This is a genomic window from Rathayibacter sp. VKM Ac-2754, from assembly GCF_009807095.1.
Classification (GTDB): domain Bacteria; phylum Actinomycetota; class Actinomycetes; order Actinomycetales; family Microbacteriaceae; genus Rathayibacter.
The window spans coordinates 1-17,785 of record NZ_WUCC01000017.1; the positions used below are offsets into that span (position 1 = coordinate 1).

Below are 17,785 nucleotides of genomic sequence, written 5' to 3' on the forward strand. Positions count from 1 at the left end.
CGGCGCCGCTGGCCGTCGACTCCGACCTGCTCGGCGCGGCGGCCCGTGCCGACGCGAGCGCCGCCGCCGGGCGCCTGCGCCTCCCCGTGCTCGTGGTCGGCTGCAGTGCCGACTCCGTCGTCGGCATCGAGGGCGCGGAGGCGCTGCTCGGCGCGATCGACGACGCCCGCTACGCCGTGGTCGACTCGGGCCACGCGGTGCTCGCCGAGCGCCCCGCCGAGCTGCTCGCCCTGCTCGAGCACTTCCTCGCCGACCCGCACGGCGACCCCGCCGGCTCGGTGCTCCCCCGGATGACGGTCTGATGGACGTCGACGTCCTGATCGTCGGCGCCGGCTTCGCGGGGATCGGTGCGGCGACCCGCCTCGCGCGCCGGGGCGGCGCCTCCTTCGCGGTGCTCGAGCGCGCCGAGCGCATCGGCGGGACCTGGCGCGACAACGACTACCCGAACGTCTCGTGCGACATCCCCTCGCACCTCTACTCGTACTCGTTCGCCCCGGAGCCGGACTGGTCGGCGTTCTACGCGCCCGGCGCCGAGATCCAGGCCTACCTCGAGCGCGTCGTCGAGCGGGAGCGGCTCACCCCGCACCTGAGGCTCGGCACCGACGTGCTCGAGATGGCCTTCGACGAGTCGGCGCAGCGCTGGCGCGTGGAGACGTCGCGGGGCCGCTACCGGGCGGCGGTGCTCGTCGTCTGCGCCGGGCGGCTGTCGGAGCCGCGACTGCCTCCGGTCCCCGGTCTCGACGCCTTCTCAGGCCCCGCCTTCCACTCCGCTCGCTGGCGGCACGACGTCGACCTCGACGGAGCACGGGTCGGCATCGTCGGCTCGGGCGCCTCCGCGGTGCAGATCGTGCCGCACCTGGCCGAGCGTGCCGCCTCCGTGGTGCTCTTCCAGCGCTCGGCCCCCTACGTCGTCCCGCGCCGCAACCGCGAATACCCCCTGGAGGAGCGCCGCACGCTCGCCCGCGTGCCCGGCGCGCTCTCGCGGCTCCGCGAAGAGCTGTTCTGGCGGGCCGAGCTCGGCTTCGCCGGCCGCGTCGGCGTGCCCACCGCGATCGACCGGCTGCGGGCGGAGGCGCTCGGCCACCTCGCCGCGCAGGTCGCCGATCCCGGACTCCGCGCCGCGCTCACCCCCGACTACGAGATCGGCTGCAAGCGCGTGCTGCTCTCGGACGACTACTACCCCGCGCTGACGCAGCCGCACGTGCAGGTGTCCCCGAGCCCTCTCCGCCGCGTCGAGGGCTCGTCGGCGATCGGCGACGACGGCGTCGCGCACGAGGTCGACGTGCTGGTCTTCGCGACCGGCTTCCACTCGACGCGGCCGCCCTTCGCTCGACGGATCCGCGGCCGCGGCGGCCTGCTCCTCGCCGACCGCTGGGCCGAGGGCATGTCGGCCTACGACTCGACCGCCGTCCACGGCTTCCCGAACCTCTTCGTGATCAACGGGCCGAACGCGAGCCTCGGCCACAACTCCGCGATCCACATGATCGAGACGCAGGTCGACTACGTGCTCGCCGCCCTCGACCACCGCGATGCGGCCGGGATCGACGTGCTCGAGGTGACCGCCGAGGCCGAGGCCGCCTCCGTCGCGCGGGTCGACGCTCTGAGCGCCGACACGGTCTGGACCAACGGCGGCTGCGAGAGCTGGTACGTCGACGCCGAGAGCCGCCGGCTGACGCTGCTGTGGCCCGACTTCGCGTTCGCGTTCCGCGAGGAGCTCGGCCGCTTCGACCCGGCGGCGTACGCGCCGGCCTAGCCGGGTGCCCCTGGTCGCTGCCGGCTCCCTCGCCTCTGGCGGGCCCGATCGATCCGTCACGAACGACCCGTCCGAGTCGGCTGCACGGTGATTCTCCGACGGATCGATCGCGACGTGCGGACGGCACAGCGAGGCGCGATCATGGACCCACCCGATCCCCGCACGACAGGACTCCGCATGCCGTCCGACTTCTCCGCGCCGCCGCCCCCGCCCGCCCTCGACCACGACGTCGCCGCCGCGTTCCTGCGCAAGCGCTACGGGCTGAAGGGCCGCCTGAGCGATCTCGGCAGCAACCAGGACCGCAACATGCTCGTCGAGGCGGGCGAGGAGCACTTCCTCCTGAAGGTCGCGAACCCGGCCACGCCGGCCGGCGTCGTCGCGGCGCAGACGGAGGCGATGGCGCACCTGGCCGAGCGCCTCGACGGCGTCCGGATCCCGCGGGTCCTCGCCGACCGCAAGGGGCGCACGCGCCGTGCGATCGAGCTCGACGGGACGCCCGCGATCGCCCGGGTCCTCGACTTCGTCCCCGGCCGCACGCTCTCCGGCTCGGGCTACCTCTCCCCCGCCGTCGTGCGCGCGATGGGCTCGCTCGCCGCGCGGATCGACATCGCCCTCGCCGACCAGCCGCTGACGGACCTGGAGGACACGGGGCAGTGGGACCTGCGGAACGCCGCGGACGTCGTCGAGGCGCTCCTCCCGCGGGTGCCTCGGCGGGTGGCGCGGGTGATCCGCGAGGCGGTGGCGGGCGCTCGCGCGGTCGTCGATCCGCTCGCCGACGCGCTGCCGGTGCAGCTGATCCACGGCGATCTGACCGACGACAACGTGGTGGTCGGGGCGGGTCCCCTCCCCGACGGAGTGATCGACTTCGGTGATCTCGGCGCGGGCTGGGCGGTCGGCGAGCTCGCGGTCACGCTGTCGTCGCTGCTGCACCACGCCGACGCGTCGGCGCCCACGGTGCTCCGCGCGGCGGCCGCCTACGACGCCGAGCGCCCGCTCTCGGGCGCCGAGGTCGACGTGCTCTGGCCGCTCGTCGTCCTCCGCGCCGCGGTGCTCGTCGTCAGTGCGCACGACGTCCTCGCGCAGGATCCGGGCAACGACTACGCCCGCGAGAACCTCGAGCACGAGAACCTGATCCTCGAGCGCGCGACCGCCGCACCGCTGCCGGTGCTGCAGGCCCTCGTCCGCCGGGCTCTCGGCCGCGAGGCTCCGGCGCCGATCCTCGCCGCCTCCGCTCGCATGCTCGACGTCGATCCGACCGTCGTCGACCTCTCCCCCGAGAGCGCCGCCCTCGACGACGGGCGCTGGCTCGACGACGACGCCGAGAGCGCGCTCGCCCGCGCGGTGCCCGGAGCCGCCCTCCTCCGGTACGGCGAGCGCCGCCTGACCCGCGCCCGCCCGCACGCGGCGCACGAGCCCGCGACCACGGCGCTGGGCGTCGAGCTGCACCTCGCGGAGCCGTCGACGCTCGTCGCCCCGGTCGACGGCGAGCTCGTGGCGGGCGGTCCCGGCACGCTCACCCTGCTCACCGCCGACGTCCGGCTGGTGCTCGACGGAGTCGACGCGACGGCCGTCGGCACCGTCGCGGCCGGAGAGACGATCGGCACCGCCTCCCGGATCCTCCGCGCCCAGGCCCTGCCCCGCTCGCTCGACGACGCGCCGTGTTTCGCCGAGCCCGCGTGGGCCGACGCGTGGCTCGACGTCCTGATCGACCCGACGCCTCTCCTCCTGGGCCGCGCCGTCCCCGCCCCGCAGCCCGACCGCGGCATCCTCGAGCGCCGCGTCGCGCACCTCGCCGACGTGCAGGAGCACTACTTCGACTCACCGCCCACGATGCTCCGCGGCTGGCGCGAGCACCTGGTCGACGACTCCGGTCGCGTGCACCTCGACGTGCTCAACAACGTCTCGTCGATCGGGCACGGGCACCCCTTGCTCGCCGAGCGCGTCGAGCGGCAGTGGCGGCTGCTCAACACCAACTCGCGCTTCTCGTACCCGGCGATCGGCGAGTTCTGCGAGCGGCTCGCGGCGCTGCTGCCCGAGGGGCTCGACTCCGTCCTCCTGGTCAACAGCGGGACGGAGGCGGCCGACCTCGCCCTGCGCCTCGCCCGCGCCTGGTCGGGTCGCGACGACGTCCTCGCGGTCCGGGAGGCGTACCACGGCTGGTCCGGGCTCTCCGACGCCGTCTCCACCTCCGTCGCCGACAACCCCGACGCGCTCGCGACGCGGCCGCCGTGGGTGCACACCCTCGACGCGCCCAACAGCTACCGGGGCGCCCACCGCGGTGCCGACGCGCATCACTACGCGGCGGAGGCGGTCGAGCGCATCCACGCGCTGGCCGCGGCGGGCACTCCCGCGGGGGCGCTGATCGCCGAGGCCTACTACGGCAACGCGGGCGGCATCCCGCTGCCCGACGGCTACCTGGCGGCGGTGTACCCGGCGGTCCGCGAGCACGGCGGGCTCTGCATCGCCGATGAGGTGCAGGTCGGCTACGGGCGCCTCGGCGAGTGGTTCTGGGGGTTCGAGCAGCAGGGCGTGGTCCCCGATGTGGTGGCCGTCGCCAAGGCGATGGGGAACGGGCATCCGCTCGGCGCCGTGATCACCACCCGCGAGATCGCCGAGCACTACCGCTCGCAGGGCTACTTCTTCTCCTCCGCGGGAGGCAGCCCGGTCAGCTCGGTGGTCGGCCTCACCGTGCTCGACGTCATCGAGGGCGAGCAGCTGCAGCAGAACGCTCTCGTCGCGGGCGCGCACCTGCGCGCGCGGCTCGAGGAGCTCGCCGGCCGGCACCCGCTGATCGGCGCGGTGCACGGCCACGGCCTCTACCTCGGCCTCGAGCTGGTGCGCGACCGCGAGACGCTCGAGCCGGCGACGGAGGAGACGCGCGCGATCTGCGAGCGCCTCCGCGAGCGCGGCGTGATCGTGCAGCCCACCTCCGACAGGCAGTGCGTGCTCAAGATCAAGCCGCCGCTGTGCTTCTCGCTCGAGAGCGCCGACTTCTTCGCCGACCAGCTCGACGAGGTGCTGACGACGGGGTGGTGAGAGAACCCCGGAGCGTCGAGGCGGCCAGGGAGCGCGGGCTCCCTCGACGGTCCGGGGTTGCCTCGGTGCCGGCGCCACCAGCGGTCGCCGGGGCGTCGGCCGGCCGGGGATAATCGGAGGCATGCGAGAAGACGACGATGTCGATCTGGTGATCGACGCATGGGCCGACGCCCTGCCCGATCTCGACTTCGCGCCGCTCGACGTCGTCTCGCGGCTGCGGCGCCTCAGCCCGCGCGTGCAGGAGATCCGCCGCCAGTCCTTCGCGGCCAGCGACCTCGCGCCGTGGGAGTTCGAGCTGCTCTCGATCCTGCGGCAGGCCGGCGCGAGCGGGATGACCCCGTCGGTCCTCTCCCTCCGCCTCGGCATCTCGAGCGGCAATCTCGCGAGCCGGGTCGACCGGCTGGGCGCCCGCGGCCTCGTGGTGCGCGAGCAGAACGCGGCCGACTCGCGGAGCAAGATCGTCTCGCTCACCCCGCGCGGCTCCAAGCGCGTCGACGAGGCGATGCGCCACCTCGTCGCCGCCGAGGGCGAGGTGCTCGCGAACCTCGACGCGCGGCAGATGTCGGTGCTCATCGAGTGCCTGCGCACCATCAGCGACACGCTCGACCACCTCGACTGACGCGGCGCTCACCCGTACGCCCGCGTACCTGGGAGGTCAACCCCGTTCGCCCGCCCGGTCCCGCGACATAGCGTGAGCGAGCACGGTCGAGGCGGAAGCCACCCGTGCACGATGCACGCGAAAGAGCGCAACATGCCACAGATCCCCAGCATCCAGCCCGCACGGTGGAGCCGGAACGGGGTCAGGATCGTCGTCGTCCCCGGAGCAGAGCTGCCCCGGTTCCGACTCGAGATCGACCCCTGCCTCGCCGTCGACCCGCGCCTCGTCCCGGGCGACCTGTTCAGCACCGTCGAGGACGCCGAGCGCGCTGCCGAGGCGGCCGCCTCCCGACTGGTGCGGCGCCTCCCCGTCAGCTCCTGACCAGCGCGTCGAGCGGCCCGGTCGGGAGCGCGATCCAGCCCTCGGCCTCGGCCGCCTCCCGCAGATGCCCGGGGACGGGCAGCGTGTCGCCCAGCGCGTGCGCCCGGGCGTTGAGCGCAGCGATCACCGCATCGAAGGCGTCGTTCGAGCGCGCCATCAGGGCGAGCGTCCCGGCGGAGGCGTCGAGCCACGGAGCGGCGCGCCGGAGCGCCTCCAGGGCGAGCGCCACCGCCTCCGGGCGCGTCTTGTAGCCGGTCGTGTCGATGCGCCAGTGGCGCAGCGCCGCCGCCGGATAGGCCTCGACGAGCCGCCCACCGCCCGAGCGGTCGACGTCCTCGCCCGCGGCGGCGAACGCCTCGAGCAGCTCGGCGCACCGCATCGCGGTCATCCCGAGCCGGTCGGTCGAGACGCTGAGCGGCCAGCGACCGGTCACCTCCCGCGCGGCCCGATCGGTCTCCCGATAGGCGAGGCGGCGCCGCCAGTCGCGCCCGGCGAGGGTGCGGGGAGCGACCTCGCGGCGGGTGTGGGCCGAGACGAACGCCGCGAACTCCAGCGGCCAGCCGAACGCGCAGTCGATGCCGATCGTCGTCGCCGTGCGCGAGAGTGCCACGATCTCCTCGTCCCCCGCGCCGAGGGAGAGGGAGGCGATGCGCGCGCGTCCGCCCGACCAGTCGACGGCGGCCAGCGCCGTCCGGACCGGCTCGGCAGCGAGGTCGACACCGATCGTCAGCATCGGATCAGGCTAGCCCGCCGCTACGCTCGAGCGATGACGCCATCCCCCGCCACGGGATCACGCGGGGGCATCGCCGCCCTCCGGATCGTCGTCGCCCTGACCGTGCTCACCGCCGTCGCCGCAACGGCCGTCGACACGGCGTCGCGCACTCCGTTGCTCCCGTTCAACTTCTTCGGCTTCTTCACCATCCAGGGCAACATCCTGCTGGCGGTGATCCTGCTGACGACCGCCCTGACCGGCCGGAGCCTCGCCCTCGCCCGCGGTGCGGCCACGAGCTACATCGTCGTCGTCGGCCTCGTCTACAACACGCTGCTCGTGGGCCTCGCCGGCGGAGTCGCACTCCCCTGGGCGAACACGGTCATGCACCTGCTCTTCCCGATCTACGGACTGCTCGACTGGATCCTGTTCGCCGATCGCCCGCCGCTGCCCTGGCGCCGGCTCCCGCTCGTGATCGTGTACCCGCTCGTCTGGCTCGCCGTGGTTCTCGTGCGCGGGGCGACGGACGGCTGGGTGCCGTACCCGTTCCTCGATCCCGCGACCGGGTACGGCACCGTCGCGGTGTACGTCGTCGTGATCGCGGTCGTCTTCCTCCTCGCGGGCGCGCTGGTCTGGGCGCTCAGCCGGGTGCGGCTGCTCCGGATCTGACGGGGCCCCGTTCTGGGGCCCCGTTCTGGGGCCACGCGTGCAGGTCCGCTCGAGAACGGGCTCCCCTAGCGTCGGCAGCGGCGGCCCCCACCGCCGACCCCCGACCGAGAGCGGTTCCCCCATGCGTCTCCCCCTGTCCCCCTCACCGCGCCGCTCCGGGAGTCGCCGCCTGCGCGCCCTCGCGACCGGCGCCGCCATCGCCCTCGCCGCGGCACTGGTCCCCACCGGTGCCGCGTCCGCCGCGACCCCGACCCTCTCGCTGCTGAGCCTCGGCGACTCCATCACCCAGGCGTACGGCACCTGCGGCCGCTTCGCCGACTGCCCGCGCAACAACTGGTCGACCGGCACCAACGCGACCGTGAACTCCTTCGCATCGCGCCTGCGCACCGCGAACCCCGGCACCACGGTCACCACCGCCAACTTCGCGCAGACCGGCAGCCTCGTCGCCGGGGTCCCGGCCCGCATCGACGCCGCCGTCGCCGCAGGAGTCCGCCCCGACGTCGTCACCCTCCTGATCGGAGGCAACGACCTCTGCGCCGCCGACAACCCCGTCGCCGCCGACGGCTACACGATGACCCCCGCAGCCGCCTTCGACACCGGTGCGACCGCTGCGATCACCAAGATCCGCAGCACCTGGCCGAACGCCAAGATCGTGCTCTCCTCGATGCCGAACGTCGCCGCGGAGTGGGCCGTCGTCAAGGGCGGCATCGGATCCGTGGTCTGGGCCTCGGGCAACCTCTGCCGCACGACCCGCGGAGTGAACGCCACCGGCGGCCGCCTCAGCACCGCCGCGGCCGCCGCTTCGGCCACTGCCGCGAAGACCCGCACCACGCAGTACAACAGCGCGCTGCAGAAGGCCTGCGCCACCGCCGGCACGCTCTGCGACTACGACGGAGGCGCGCTCACCGCGACTCCGGTCACGAAGGCCCTGATCGGCACCGTCGACTACTTCCACCCCAGCATCGCCGGGCAGGCCAAGATCGCCTCGGTGCAGTGGAGCGCATCGAACTTCGCCACGACCCGCTGAGCGACGGACCGCCGGCGGGTCGGCTGTCCCCGGGTCAGGCGTCCTGAGGACGCTCGCCCTCCCGTCGGCGCCGCTGCTCCTCGGCGAGCCGCGCGTAGTGCGCCTCCTCGCGCTCGAGGTCGGCGAGCTGCTCCTCGGTGCTCTTGGGAGCCGGCCGCATCACGATCGTCGGCGGCGGGGTCTTCGATCGCCGCACCCGCGTCGTCCGCCCGCCGGGCACGAAGGAGGCGCCGTCGCCCTTCTTCCAGTCGTGGCCGAGGACGAACCACAGCGTCACGCCGATCAGCGGGATGAACACGATCAGCAGGATCCAGACGATCTTCGGCAGATTCCGGACCACGTTGTCCGGCTGACGCACGACATCCACCAGCGCCAGCACCATCAGCACGACGGTCAGCAGCGAGAACAGGAAACCCATGCGTTCGAGGGTACGGCGCTGAGCGACCTCACAGGGCCGACTCGTGCCCCGGACGCGTCGAGCGGTCGACCCGCATCACGACTCCGTCCGAGAAAGCGCCCCGCTCGAGCGCCTTCCTCCTCCGTGCGTCCTCGACCGCTTCCCACCGGACCTCGAGCTGAGCGGCCAGCGCGTGAAGCACCTCGAGCACATCGGCGATCTCCTCCTGAGACGGTCCGGCGACCACCTCGGCGCATTCCTCCTCGAGCTTCGCGAGCAACCACGGGAGGCGCTCCGCGGCCGGGACACGGCGGAAGCCCGCCGTGACTCCGAGCCTGTCGAGGACCTCCGGGATGCGGTCCCGCACGAGCTTCTCGCGAGTCACGAGAGCGCCGCGACGAGATCGACCGGACTCGCCACGCCGTCCGCGGAGGCGGTACCAGCGCTGCGCAGGCCGTCGACGGCCTCGCGGACGTCGCCCCAGGAGGGCCTCTGCCCCGTCCGGTCGACGGAGGGACCCCACTCCGAGCCCTTCCGCGTCGGGGAGTGCAGCACTGCACCCCACCCGAGGCTCCGGGCCCGCTCACCGTTGGAGAGCCTCTCCGGGTTGAGTCCCGGGAGAACGACCGCGGGGAGGGTCGAGGCCAGGCAGGTCGTCGTGATCCCGTGGCCGCCGTGATGCACGACGGCGCGGAGTGAGGGGCCCAGCCCCTCGAGATCCCAGAACGAGGCCACCCGGACACCGATCGGCGGGTCGCCGATCTCCGACACCAGCGCTGGGTCGCCGGTGGCGATGTAGATCGTGCCCGGCCAGTTGCCGAAAGCAGCGACGAAGTCTCCGTCGATCCGCCCCACCGTCCGATAGAAGAGGAGGTCGTCGCCTCCCGACGAGGAGCAGACGCTCGTGAGCGCTCCGGTGTACACGATATCGAGGCCGTCGGTCCGCTCCGGGAGGGGATCCCACTCCGGTGAGCTGGGGACGGCGATACGGCCGAGACCGAACAGCTCGCGCACGTCCTCGCCGACGAGGGGAAGTCCGCGCCGGCGCAGCTCGTCGTTCACGCTGAGAGCCGGAGTCGTCCAGATGTCGGCGAGAGGAGTGTCGGGGAATCGGTAGTCGGGCAGTTGATTGTCCTGACAGAGCGTGACGATCGGGATCCGGAGCTCACTGCAGCTGATGAGCATGGACAGTCGATTGTCGTTGACGACTCGATCGGGACCCACCTCCTCCAGGACGGACCGATCGAACTCGAGCGCACTGGAGAGGAAGGACGGATCGGCCCAGTTCGTCCACGGATCGGACGCATCCGCGGCAGGGGGGTACCTGATCTCCGCATCGAGGCCGGCGTCCGCTGCGAGCCGGGAGTGGAGCAGCACGTCATGCCCGAGGAGAGTGCAGTGCCAGCCCGCATCCCGGAAGGCCCTCCCGATCGCCAGCAGCCTCGTGATGTGGCCGTTGCCGCGGCCCCAGGACACGAGCAGCAGTCTGGACTGCCTCAGCACGACGTCGCGATCGTCAGACCGTCCACGAGTTCGAGGACGATCTCATGGGATCGGGGGGCGGCTTCTGCCGCATCTGAGTTCGAGAGAACGGTCTCCCAGTCCGCGAGTTCGGGAGTCGACCTCGCCTCGGCGATCACCGTCCGGAGATAGTGAGGCGGAAGGGAATGACTCACCGGGTAGAAGACGAGAGGGGCGGAGCCGCCACCCACCACGGCGTATCCATCGGCCTGGGACCCGAGGTCGATGACGTCCGTCCAAGACGAGAGGACGACCGACTGCCCGAGTGCGGCCAGCGTCCGGAGATCGAGCGCACCGGGAATGAGGTGCACGTGCATGTGGTGGCACATCCTCTCGCCGGGTCGGCTGCGGAGGCAGTGCCCCGTCCGACCGTGCTCGAAGAGCACGACGTCTCCGAAGGCGCTCCGGATCCTCGTGCTCAGAGCCTCTACGAGCAGATCGAGTGTCGCGGCCGATTCGACCCCGATGTAAGCAGCCGATGGGTGGTGCTCGGTGGTGTAGACGAGCAGATGTCCGGGGCTCAGCGGAGCCGGATCGGAGCAGACGGCGAGCCCCCGGCTCTCCCACACCTTTCGAGGATTGCTTCGGCAGAAGACGCACTCCGGGTCTGCGAGCACCGACACTGTCACGACATCCTTCCTGCAACGCTGGCACTCAGCTCGCGGATCGCCGCGATCGTCGCGTCCAGCTCGGATCGGGTGGTTCGTGAGCCGAGACTGACCCGGACCGTTCCCCCGGCGCTCGACCCGATCGTCCGGTGAGCAAGAGGGGCGCAGTGCAACCCTGAGCGAACGAGGATGTCGAAGCGTTCCTCGAGGACTGCCGCTGCACTGCTGGGCTTCATCCCGTCGATGGTGAAGGACACGACTCCCACCGTCGGCGATCGCCGTCCGACTTCGACCGGTCGCACTCCTTCCGAATCCCGCAGCTTCTGAGCGAAGTACTCCCGCAGCGCACCGTGGTGGACGGACCGATGTTCGATCTCGGCCTGGTCGAGCTCAGCCAGCGCTGCACCGAGACCGGCGATCCCTACACCGTTCAGGGTCCCCGCTTCCTGCGACCAGGGCAGCCAGCTCGGATGCTCGGGATTCTCGGAACGCCCGCCCGAGCCGCCTCTCACGAGGGGCGGCAACGAGACACCCTCGCCGATGACGGCGCCGCCGACACCCTGCGGGCCGCCTAGGCCCTTATGGCCGGCGAAGACCACGACATCGGCGACGGCAGCATCGATGGGCAGATGGCCGAAGGCCTGGGCCGCATCCAGCGCGAGGAAGACCCCGTACTCCCGACACAGCGCAGAGATCTCGGTCACAGGGAGGACCTCTCCCGACACGTTCGATGCCCAGGTCATGAGGACGCCGGCCGTGTCTCCTCGCCGGAGCGCCCGTTCGAAGAGGTCGAGATCGACCGGACCGTCAGATGAGGAGGGAATCACCTCGTGCGTGATCCTCCCGGCCGCCTCCAGCGCAGCCAGGGGACGAGTCACGGAGTTGTGCTCGAACGCCGAGGTGAGGACCCTGCCGCCGATGAGCCCGAGATGGTTCGCGACGGAATTGAGGGACATCGTCGCGTTCAAGGAGAACGTCACTCGGTCCGGCTGACGACAGCCGACGAGGTTCGCGAGAGAGGTGCGGGTCGCCCAGACCTGCTCCTCGGCCCACGACGCGAGGCGATGCCCTGCCCTCCCGGGACTCGTGCCGCTCTCGAGGAAGCGCTCCATCGCCTCAGCGATGCTCGGGCTCTTCGGATAGGACGTGGCCGCCGAGTCGAGGTAGATCATGGTCGACACTCCTTCATGTCCAGGTTCTCCGGTGCGCTTTCCTGCGAGAACCTACGCCGACGAAGGCGGCCGACCGGCGCAGGCGCGAGATGCAGCATCGCCCAGAGGGCGCCGGACGACACGGTGTCGTCCTGGCGCGAATCGCGCCTTCGACTCCTGATCGGTGCGGGGGCTGCGGGCGGTCCGCGCCGTTCTGCGGCCGGCGGGAGCGCCCCGCCGAAGCCGAGCACCTGTGCAGCTGGGTCGGACCGCTGCCGCCGGGCAGCCCAGGCCGGGCGCGAGTGCGGTGGCCGCTAACGTCTACTCCCGAGCCGGCGGGTCCGTGTCTCGCGAGCGGGCGAATCCCCGCGCGGCGATCGATCACGACCCGTCGTCGTGCATCCCTCGGGACTCGCCCAGGGGATCCCCCCCTCGTTCGAAGGAGAGCAGATGGTCGGCAGCGCAACGCCCCTCGTCCCCGATCGGAGCGGCCGAGACCGATGACGGACGCACGATCGACGGTCACCGACGCGCCTCCGGACGTCTCCGTGATCATCCCGACGTTCGAGCGGGAGGACGAGCTCGAGCAGACCCTCGCCAGCCTCACCGAGCAGACGACATCGATGAGGTTCGAGATCGTCGTCGCGGATGACGGGTCCGCAGGTGACACCGTGGCAGTGGTCCGAGGTTTCGAGTCGAGACTCGACCTCGTCTACACGAGGCAGAAGGACACCGGTTTCCGGCTCAGCGCAGCGAGGAACCTGGGCGCACGCGCCTCTCGCGGACGGACACTGATCTTCCTCGACTGCGGGACGCTCGCGGGACCGTCCCTCGTGGAGTCGCACGGGAGACGAGTCGAGGCCGGGCGACGTGCCACGACCGGCCCCACCTTCGGCTGGGATCTGTCGGGTGCGGACGCCGTTCGCTTCCGGGAGATCGTCAGGGGCTCGGGCTGGCAGGAGCGGCACGAGCAGATGTCCGATCACCCGCTCCACCGCGACTACCGATCGGAGAAGTGGCTCGATGTCTTCGAGCGCCGAGTCCCCCTGGCGCTTCCCTGGAGGTTCTTCTGGGGTCGGAACATCGGAGTGGCCCGCTCCGACTACGACGCAGCCGGTGGGTTCGACGAGCGCTTCGCCAGCTACGGGGTCGAGGACGTCGAGTTCGGGTACCGCCTGCAGCGCCGAGGAGTGGAGCTCGGCTGGTCCGAGGACGCATGGGCGGTGGAGCTGCCGAGCATCTCGGAGGACGCAGCGGCGCAGGCCGAGCAGAACCGCGCGAATCTCGCTCGATGGGCGGATCGCTGCACCGACCTGCAGATCGAGTTCTTCGTGTGCAACCGTCCGCTGCCGCAGCTCGAACAGCCCGAGTGGGAGCGAATCGAGCGCTGGTCGGCATCGGCGACGAACAGTCGCGACGATCTCGACGTCCTCCTCCGCGCCTCACGGACGAGCGACTCGATGCTCTTCGTCGGGTCGATGGTGGGCGCGCCGCACTCCCGATCGGTCGTCACCCTCGGGCCCGGGTTCCCGATCGGGACTCTGAGCTGGGCGGACTGCCTGGAACGATCGACGCAGGAACCGGTCGATGTCAACGCGATCGGGATCCGCGCAGGGTTCGCCGACCGGTCGTTCGACACGGTCTACATCAGCGACGCGATGGCCCCGTTGGCAGCCACGTGGGGCGAGCACCTCCTCCGGACGGCACGCCGATGCGGACGCGGCGTTCAGCTCGGGCGTGCCTTCTCCGCCGCTCTGAGCGAATCGGGTGTCGTCTGAGGAGCCGGTCGAGCGCTGGACGGCGCCTGCCTCGCTCGGTCACCGGCGCGCTCGCGAGCAACGCGGTCTTCGGTGGGATCACCGCTGTCGGTCTGCCCGTCGCTCTCGACGCTGCCGGACTCTCGAAGGCCCAGATCGCCGTGTTCTTCGTGGTCAACGCCGGTCTTGCAGTCGCCTACAACACCGTCCTCGTTCCTCGCATCCGGGTGGCCGGGTATCCGAGACTCGCGCTTCTCGTGACGACGACCGCGGTGCCGGTCGGGGTCCTTTTCGTGCGGTTCAGCTCTGGCAGCGTCGGGATGCTCTACCTCGGAGGGGCGCTGATGCTGTTCGTCAGCACCGTCGTCCCCCAGCTCTTCGGTCGCGTCGCCTCGCAGAACGCCGGCCACGCGCAGGAGTGGATGGTCGCCCGATTGCGGACGGTTCTCATCTCCGGATACATCCTCGGGCTGGTCCTCTACTCGATGCTCGCGCAACTGGGCGTCGATCCGCTCGTGGCGGCGGCAGGTGCGGCAGGACTGACGATCGTCTGCACGGCCGGGCGCTCGTTCGCTCGTCGACTTCCCGTGCCGGATCGCCGTCCCGATGCCGCTGCCGCTGCCGGGGGCGATCCGCCTCCCCGGCGTCTGCTCTTCGTTCTCGCGCTGGCCCTGGTCGCTCTCCTCAAGTCGGTGGACACGCTGCGCGCGATCTACCTGCCGCTGTTCGCGGTCTCCTCCGGTGTTCCTCCCGCGCTGGTGTCACCGGTGTTCCTGGCCTCGGCGGTGCTCGAGCTCGCTGCGCTGCCCGCGCTCACGCGACTCAGCACTGCTCGCGGCAGCGCGTTCACTCTCGGGATCGTCTCACTGGCCGCGATCGTCACCTTCGCGATCCTCGTCGGCGACCAGTCCTACGGGGCACTGGTGCTGTCGCAAGCCGTCTACGCGGTCGTGGGCGCCGGTTTCCAGAGCATCGGAATCCTCCTGCTCGAGAGGACGAGCAACGGCGGTCCGGGCGCGGGGGCCAGCGCCTACACCGCGGTCACGCAGGTCGGGACGGTGCTGGGCGCGCTCCTGCCGCTCGCGGTGTCCGGGTACGATCCGCAGATCTTCCTGATCGCGGTCCTCCTATCCGCCGCGTCCGTGATGCTCGCGGTGGCCCTTCGGGTGAATGGCGGGCGGCTGTGACCTTGCTCGTCCGGGCAAGCGCAGGAGCGGTTCGTGACACGATCGGACGATGACCGAGACCCCTGCGCGCGGCCTCCGTGAACCTCGCGACATCACGAAGCGCAGACGCCTCACTCCGCGCCGCATCGCGCTGATCGCCGGCGCCGTCCTGCTGCTCGTCGGCCTGGCCCTCGTCGGCCTGGTCGCACTGCAGTACGGGAGCCTCGCCCAGCAGGGCTTCGACTCCGTGTGCTCCGCGAGCGTCGGCGGCGTCCCGCCCGGCGAGGGCACTCTCGTGGGCGGCTCCTGGTCGTGGTGGCCGCTCGGCGTCACCTGCGAGTGGCAGGCGCTCGACGGGTCGACGCTCCTCGAGCGGCCCGACTGGTCGACGACCGCGGTCGCGATCACCGGAGCGGGGATCCTGCTCATCGGCCTGGTCACGCTGCTCTCGGCAGTGCTCCTGCGTCGCGCGAAGCACTGACTCGCGGCGTCGACCCGGCCGCCGTCCGATTCACGGTGTCCCGGAGCGGCCGAGGTGCGATCTGCAGGAGATCGACTCCGCAGGGTGCGATCCGCGCGGTAGAACAGCCCATCCGGCGACGATCTCCTGCAGACCGCACGACCCCCGTCGGCGACTCAGCGGTCGAAGAGGTTCCCGATATCGCCGAGGCCCGGCATCTCGAAGTTCGAGCCGAAGTCCGACACCTGCTCGCCGAGCCCCGACACGTGCTCGCCGGCCCCGGACACGAAGTCGCCCGCCGCGCCGGTGATGTCGCCGAACTCGCCCAGGTCGCCGAAGCTCCCCGTCAGACCCTCCAGGTCGACACCCTGCAGGAGCGGACCGGCGACGCTGCTGAGCACCGCGCCACCCGCGACCGCCGCGAGCAGTCCGCCCGCCGCGCCCAGACCGACGCCCGCCACCGCGCCGACGCCGGCACCCGCGAGGGCCCCGCGCGTCCCCGGCTTCGAGAACATCTTCTTCAGGAACCCCGGGTTCTGGGCCTCGCCGCGCGTCGCGGCCCGCGCCAGATCGTCGGGGTTCGACGAGCGCGGCTGCTCGTTCGCGGGCAGCTCCTCGCGCAGCCGCGCCTCGACCTGCGAGCGCTGCGCCGGCGTCAGCTTCGCGAACGCGTCGCGGTGCACCTGCTCGAGCTGCTCGGGGTCGGCCGTGCGGAGGAGGTAGTCGTACCGCGCGATCGCGGCACGATCCTCCTGGGTCACGGCGGGCTGCCCCGGTCGCGCGTCCTGCGGACGGATCGGAGCGCGCGGCGCCGCGGAGGCGGGCGACTGCGACGGCCGGGCGTCGCCGGTCACCTTGTCGGCCGCGGTGCGCACCATGGCACGCCAGTCCGGGGTACCGCCGGTGGTGCCGCCGGTGCTCGACGACCCCTTCGAGTCGAGGGCCTTCGACGCCATGCCGAGGACGCGCTTGAACATGCTCACAGAGAACCTTCCGTCGGGTATCAGCCTCGATCATCCCGACGCAGCCTGAGCAGAACCCGTCCGGAAGCCCTCCGATTGCTCGGAACCGCCTCGTCGTGCACCTCCGAGTCCTCGACCTCCGGCGATCGATCCGTCGCGAACGGCTCCTCCGTAGCGCGTCGATGGCGCGTTCGTGCCGGATCGATGCGGCCGGCGACCACGCGATGTCCGGCTCGCAGGAACACGTTCGGCTCGCAGGAACTCCCGGTTTCCGCGAGCCGAACGCAGTTCCGCGCGCCCGAGATGCTCCAGAGCGCCCACCCCGGCCGATCGGTCGGATCCCGCGGCCGTCCGGTCGGGCGCCCGCCGCGCCACTCCGCCAGGCTGGACCCATGCCCTCGACCGCGTCCGTCCCCGTCGTCCGCCCCGAGCCGACGACGGGGCGCCTCCCCTACATCCCCCTCATCACCCTGATGCTCCTGAGCTTCCTGCTCGTGACAGCCGAGTTCCTGCCGAACGGCGTCCTGACCGAGATGGCCGCCGGTCTCGACGTCACCCCCGGCCAGGCGGGCCAGACCGTCACCGTGACCGCGCTCGTCGGCCTCCTCGTCGCCCCGACGGTCGGCCTGATGTTCCCCCGGCTCGACCGCCGCACGCTCTTCATCTGGACGGCCGTCGCCGCCGGCGCCTCCAGCGTCTTCGCCGGCCTCGCCCCGAACCTCGCCCTGGTCCTGCTCTCGCGCCTCCTGCTCGGAGCCGCGATCAGCGCCTTCTGGTCGATGTCCCTCACCGTCGCCGCCCGCGTCGCCGGCCCCGACCGCGTCGGTCGCGCCACGATGTTCACCAGCGCCGGCCTCTCGCTCGCGACGGTCGCCGGGGTGCCGCTCGGCGTGATCCTCAGCGAGCTCATCGACTGGCGTGCCGCCTTCGTCCTGATCGGCGTCCTCACGGCGCTGCTCGCCGTCCCGCTCCGCCTCCTGCTGCCCAGCGTCCCCGCCGCCCCGGCCGCCGGGCTCGGCGTGCTCCTCGACACCGTGCGCCGCCGCGGAGTGCGCCAGGGCTTCGCGGGCCACATCCTCGTCGTCCTCGGCCACTTCCTCGCGTACACCTACATCCGCCTGGCGCTCGAGCGCACCGAGGGCACCGATGCCGCGACCATCGTCGCTCTGCTGGCGCTCTTCGGCGTGGGCGGCCTCGCCGGCAACATCGTGATCGGCTCGGTGATCGACCGCTCCTTCGCCTTCTTCGGCGTCGTCGCACCGGTCGCGATCGCGATCGCCGTCGGAGCGGTCCTGCTGCTCCCCGGCTCCGTCCCGGCCATCGCGGTGGCGGTGGTCGTCTGGGGCTTCTTCTTCGCCTCCTGGCTGATCATCGTCAACGCGTGGGTCGGTCACCGGATGACCGACCGCCTCGAGGCCGGCGGCAGCCTGGTCGTCGTCGGCTTCCAGGCCGCGATCGTGATCGCCGCCGGTGTCGGCGGAGTCCTGGTCGACGCGGTCGGAGTCGAGGCCGACTACGCGATCGGCGCGGGCCTGCTCCTCGTCGGCGCGGCCCTCTTCGGCGCGTCGAACCGCAGGCGCACGGCCTGAC

At 72.0% G+C, this 17,785-nt stretch carries 18 protein-coding genes; 11 read left to right on the forward strand and 7 right to left on the reverse strand.

All coding sequences use genetic code 11. The features are described 5' to 3' along the window. The 5 genes from GRS92_RS18100 to GRS92_RS18120 form a co-directional block, all read left to right on the forward strand. Positions 1-302, forward strand: a 302-nt coding sequence (locus GRS92_RS18100) for an alpha/beta fold hydrolase (protein WP_442966249.1), incomplete at its 5' end; no start/stop codon positions are given. Then, positions 302-1,753, forward strand: a complete 1,452-nt coding sequence (locus GRS92_RS18105; RefSeq protein ID WP_159859532.1) for a flavin-containing monooxygenase — start codon at positions 302-304, stop codon at positions 1,751-1,753. The genes GRS92_RS18100 and GRS92_RS18105, both read left to right, overlap by 1 nt. 177 nt (positions 1,754-1,930) lie before the next feature. Next, entirely contained in the window at positions 1,931-4,789 is a 2,859-nt protein-coding gene (locus GRS92_RS18110) for an aminotransferase (RefSeq protein WP_159859535.1), read from the forward strand. A 121-nt stretch (positions 4,790-4,910) separates the two neighbouring features. Further along, positions 4,911-5,408: a MarR family winged helix-turn-helix transcriptional regulator gene (locus tag GRS92_RS18115; protein WP_159859538.1), complete on the forward strand. Its 498-nt coding sequence runs from the start codon at positions 4,911-4,913 to the stop codon at positions 5,406-5,408. Between the two features lie 132 nt (positions 5,409-5,540). Beyond that, positions 5,541-5,768 carry a hypothetical protein gene (locus GRS92_RS18120; RefSeq protein WP_159859541.1) on the forward strand — a complete coding sequence of 76 codons (228 nt, stop codon included), beginning with the start codon at positions 5,541-5,543 and terminating at the stop codon, positions 5,766-5,768. On the opposite strand, the gene GRS92_RS18125 is transcribed toward GRS92_RS18120, so the two are convergent. Beyond that, entirely contained in the window at positions 5,758-6,501 is a 744-nt protein-coding gene (locus tag GRS92_RS18125) for a DUF429 domain-containing protein (RefSeq protein ID WP_159859544.1), read from the reverse strand. The genes GRS92_RS18120 and GRS92_RS18125 overlap by 11 nt on opposite strands. Before the next feature lie 33 nt (positions 6,502-6,534). On the opposite strand from GRS92_RS18125, the gene GRS92_RS18130 reads away from it, so the two are divergent. Next, entirely contained in the window at positions 6,535-7,146 is a 612-nt protein-coding gene (locus tag GRS92_RS18130; protein ID WP_159859547.1) for a Pr6Pr family membrane protein, read from the forward strand. Positions 7,147-7,267: 121 nt separating this feature from the next. After that, positions 7,268-8,173: an SGNH/GDSL hydrolase family protein gene (locus GRS92_RS18135; RefSeq protein ID WP_159859550.1), complete on the forward strand. Its 906-nt coding sequence runs from the start codon at positions 7,268-7,270 to the stop codon at positions 8,171-8,173. A 34-nt stretch (positions 8,174-8,207) separates the two neighbouring features. Here the strand turns inward: GRS92_RS18135 and GRS92_RS18140 are convergent, their stop codons facing one another. The 5 genes from GRS92_RS18140 to GRS92_RS18160 are packed head-to-tail and all read right to left on the reverse strand — an operon-like array spanning position 8,208 to position 11,871. After that, complete coding sequence (locus tag GRS92_RS18140; protein WP_159859553.1) at positions 8,208-8,591, reverse strand: PLD nuclease N-terminal domain-containing protein; 384 nt, start codon at positions 8,589-8,591, stop codon at positions 8,208-8,210. A gap of 28 nt (positions 8,592-8,619) precedes the next feature. Continuing rightward, complete coding sequence (locus GRS92_RS18145) at positions 8,620-8,955, reverse strand: nucleoside triphosphate pyrophosphohydrolase (protein ID WP_159859556.1); 336 nt, start codon at positions 8,953-8,955, stop codon at positions 8,620-8,622. Then, positions 8,952-10,046, reverse strand: a complete 1,095-nt coding sequence (locus tag GRS92_RS18150) for a glycosyltransferase (RefSeq protein ID WP_159859559.1) — start codon at positions 10,044-10,046, stop codon at positions 8,952-8,954. The genes GRS92_RS18145 and GRS92_RS18150 overlap by 4 nt, the downstream gene beginning before the upstream one ends. Before the next feature lie 20 nt (positions 10,047-10,066). Next, the gene (locus tag GRS92_RS18155) at positions 10,067-10,720 is read right to left on the reverse strand and encodes an HIT family protein (protein WP_159859562.1); all 654 of its coding nucleotides are present in this window, start codon (positions 10,718-10,720) and stop codon (positions 10,067-10,069) included. Continuing rightward, a complete protein-coding gene (locus GRS92_RS18160; RefSeq protein ID WP_159859565.1) occupies positions 10,717-11,871 on the reverse strand; it encodes an aminotransferase class V-fold PLP-dependent enzyme in 1,155 nt (384 codons plus the stop codon). Before GRS92_RS18160 ends, GRS92_RS18155 begins: the two co-directional genes overlap by 4 nt. A gap of 479 nt (positions 11,872-12,350) precedes the next feature. Here GRS92_RS18160 and GRS92_RS18165 point away from each other — a divergent pair, with 479 nt between their 5' ends. From GRS92_RS18165 to GRS92_RS18175, 3 genes are all read left to right on the forward strand, one after another. Further along, complete coding sequence (locus GRS92_RS18165; RefSeq protein WP_159859568.1) at positions 12,351-13,628, forward strand: glycosyltransferase; 1,278 nt, start codon at positions 12,351-12,353, stop codon at positions 13,626-13,628. A gap of 236 nt (positions 13,629-13,864) precedes the next feature. Further along, positions 13,865-14,794 (forward strand): hypothetical protein, encoded by a 930-nt coding sequence (locus tag GRS92_RS18170; protein WP_159859571.1) that lies wholly within the window; start codon positions 13,865-13,867, stop codon positions 14,792-14,794. Between the two features lie 49 nt (positions 14,795-14,843). Then, the gene (locus GRS92_RS18175; RefSeq protein WP_159859574.1) at positions 14,844-15,254 is read left to right on the forward strand and encodes a hypothetical protein; all 411 of its coding nucleotides are present in this window, start codon (positions 14,844-14,846) and stop codon (positions 15,252-15,254) included. Positions 15,255-15,409: 155 nt separating this feature from the next. Here GRS92_RS18175 and GRS92_RS18180 read toward each other — a convergent pair whose 3' ends face one another. Continuing rightward, complete coding sequence (locus GRS92_RS18180; RefSeq protein ID WP_235022117.1) at positions 15,410-16,210, reverse strand: hypothetical protein; 801 nt, start codon at positions 16,208-16,210, stop codon at positions 15,410-15,412. 377 nt (positions 16,211-16,587) lie between these two features. Here GRS92_RS18180 and GRS92_RS18185 point away from each other — a divergent pair, with 377 nt between their 5' ends. Continuing rightward, complete coding sequence (locus GRS92_RS18185) at positions 16,588-17,784, forward strand: MFS transporter (protein WP_159859580.1); 1,197 nt, start codon at positions 16,588-16,590, stop codon at positions 17,782-17,784. Position 17,785 lies beyond the last annotated feature (1 nt).

Excerpts from the sequence above, each read along its gene's own strand:
- GRS92_RS18125 (WP_159859544.1), bottom strand. The coding sequence starts at position 6,501 with ATGCTGACGATCGGTGTCGACCTCGCTGCCGAGCCGGTCCGGACGGCG.
- GRS92_RS18115 (WP_159859538.1), top strand. The coding sequence starts at position 4,911 with ATGCGAGAAGACGACGATGTCGATCTGGTGATCGACGCATGGGCCGAC.
- GRS92_RS18135 (WP_159859550.1), top strand. The coding sequence starts at position 7,268 with ATGCGTCTCCCCCTGTCCCCCTCACCGCGCCGCTCCGGGAGTCGCCGC.
- GRS92_RS18130 (WP_159859547.1), top strand. The coding sequence starts at position 6,535 with ATGACGCCATCCCCCGCCACGGGATCACGCGGGGGCATCGCCGCCCTC.
- GRS92_RS18140 (WP_159859553.1), bottom strand. The coding sequence starts at position 8,591 with ATGGGTTTCCTGTTCTCGCTGCTGACCGTCGTGCTGATGGTGCTGGCG.
- GRS92_RS18175 (WP_159859574.1), top strand. The coding sequence starts at position 14,844 with ATGACCGAGACCCCTGCGCGCGGCCTCCGTGAACCTCGCGACATCACG.
- GRS92_RS18185 (WP_159859580.1), top strand. The coding sequence starts at position 16,588 with ATGCCCTCGACCGCGTCCGTCCCCGTCGTCCGCCCCGAGCCGACGACG.
- GRS92_RS18105 (WP_159859532.1), top strand. The coding sequence starts at position 302 with ATGGACGTCGACGTCCTGATCGTCGGCGCCGGCTTCGCGGGGATCGGT.
- GRS92_RS18165 (WP_159859568.1), top strand. The coding sequence starts at position 12,351 with ATGACGGACGCACGATCGACGGTCACCGACGCGCCTCCGGACGTCTCC.
- GRS92_RS18110 (WP_159859535.1), top strand. The coding sequence starts at position 1,931 with ATGCCGTCCGACTTCTCCGCGCCGCCGCCCCCGCCCGCCCTCGACCAC.
- GRS92_RS18180 (WP_235022117.1), bottom strand. The coding sequence starts at position 16,210 with ATGTTCAAGCGCGTCCTCGGCATGGCGTCGAAGGCCCTCGACTCGAAG.
- GRS92_RS18120 (WP_159859541.1), top strand. The coding sequence starts at position 5,541 with ATGCCACAGATCCCCAGCATCCAGCCCGCACGGTGGAGCCGGAACGGG.
- GRS92_RS18160 (WP_159859565.1), bottom strand. The coding sequence starts at position 11,871 with ATGATCTACCTCGACTCGGCGGCCACGTCCTATCCGAAGAGCCCGAGC.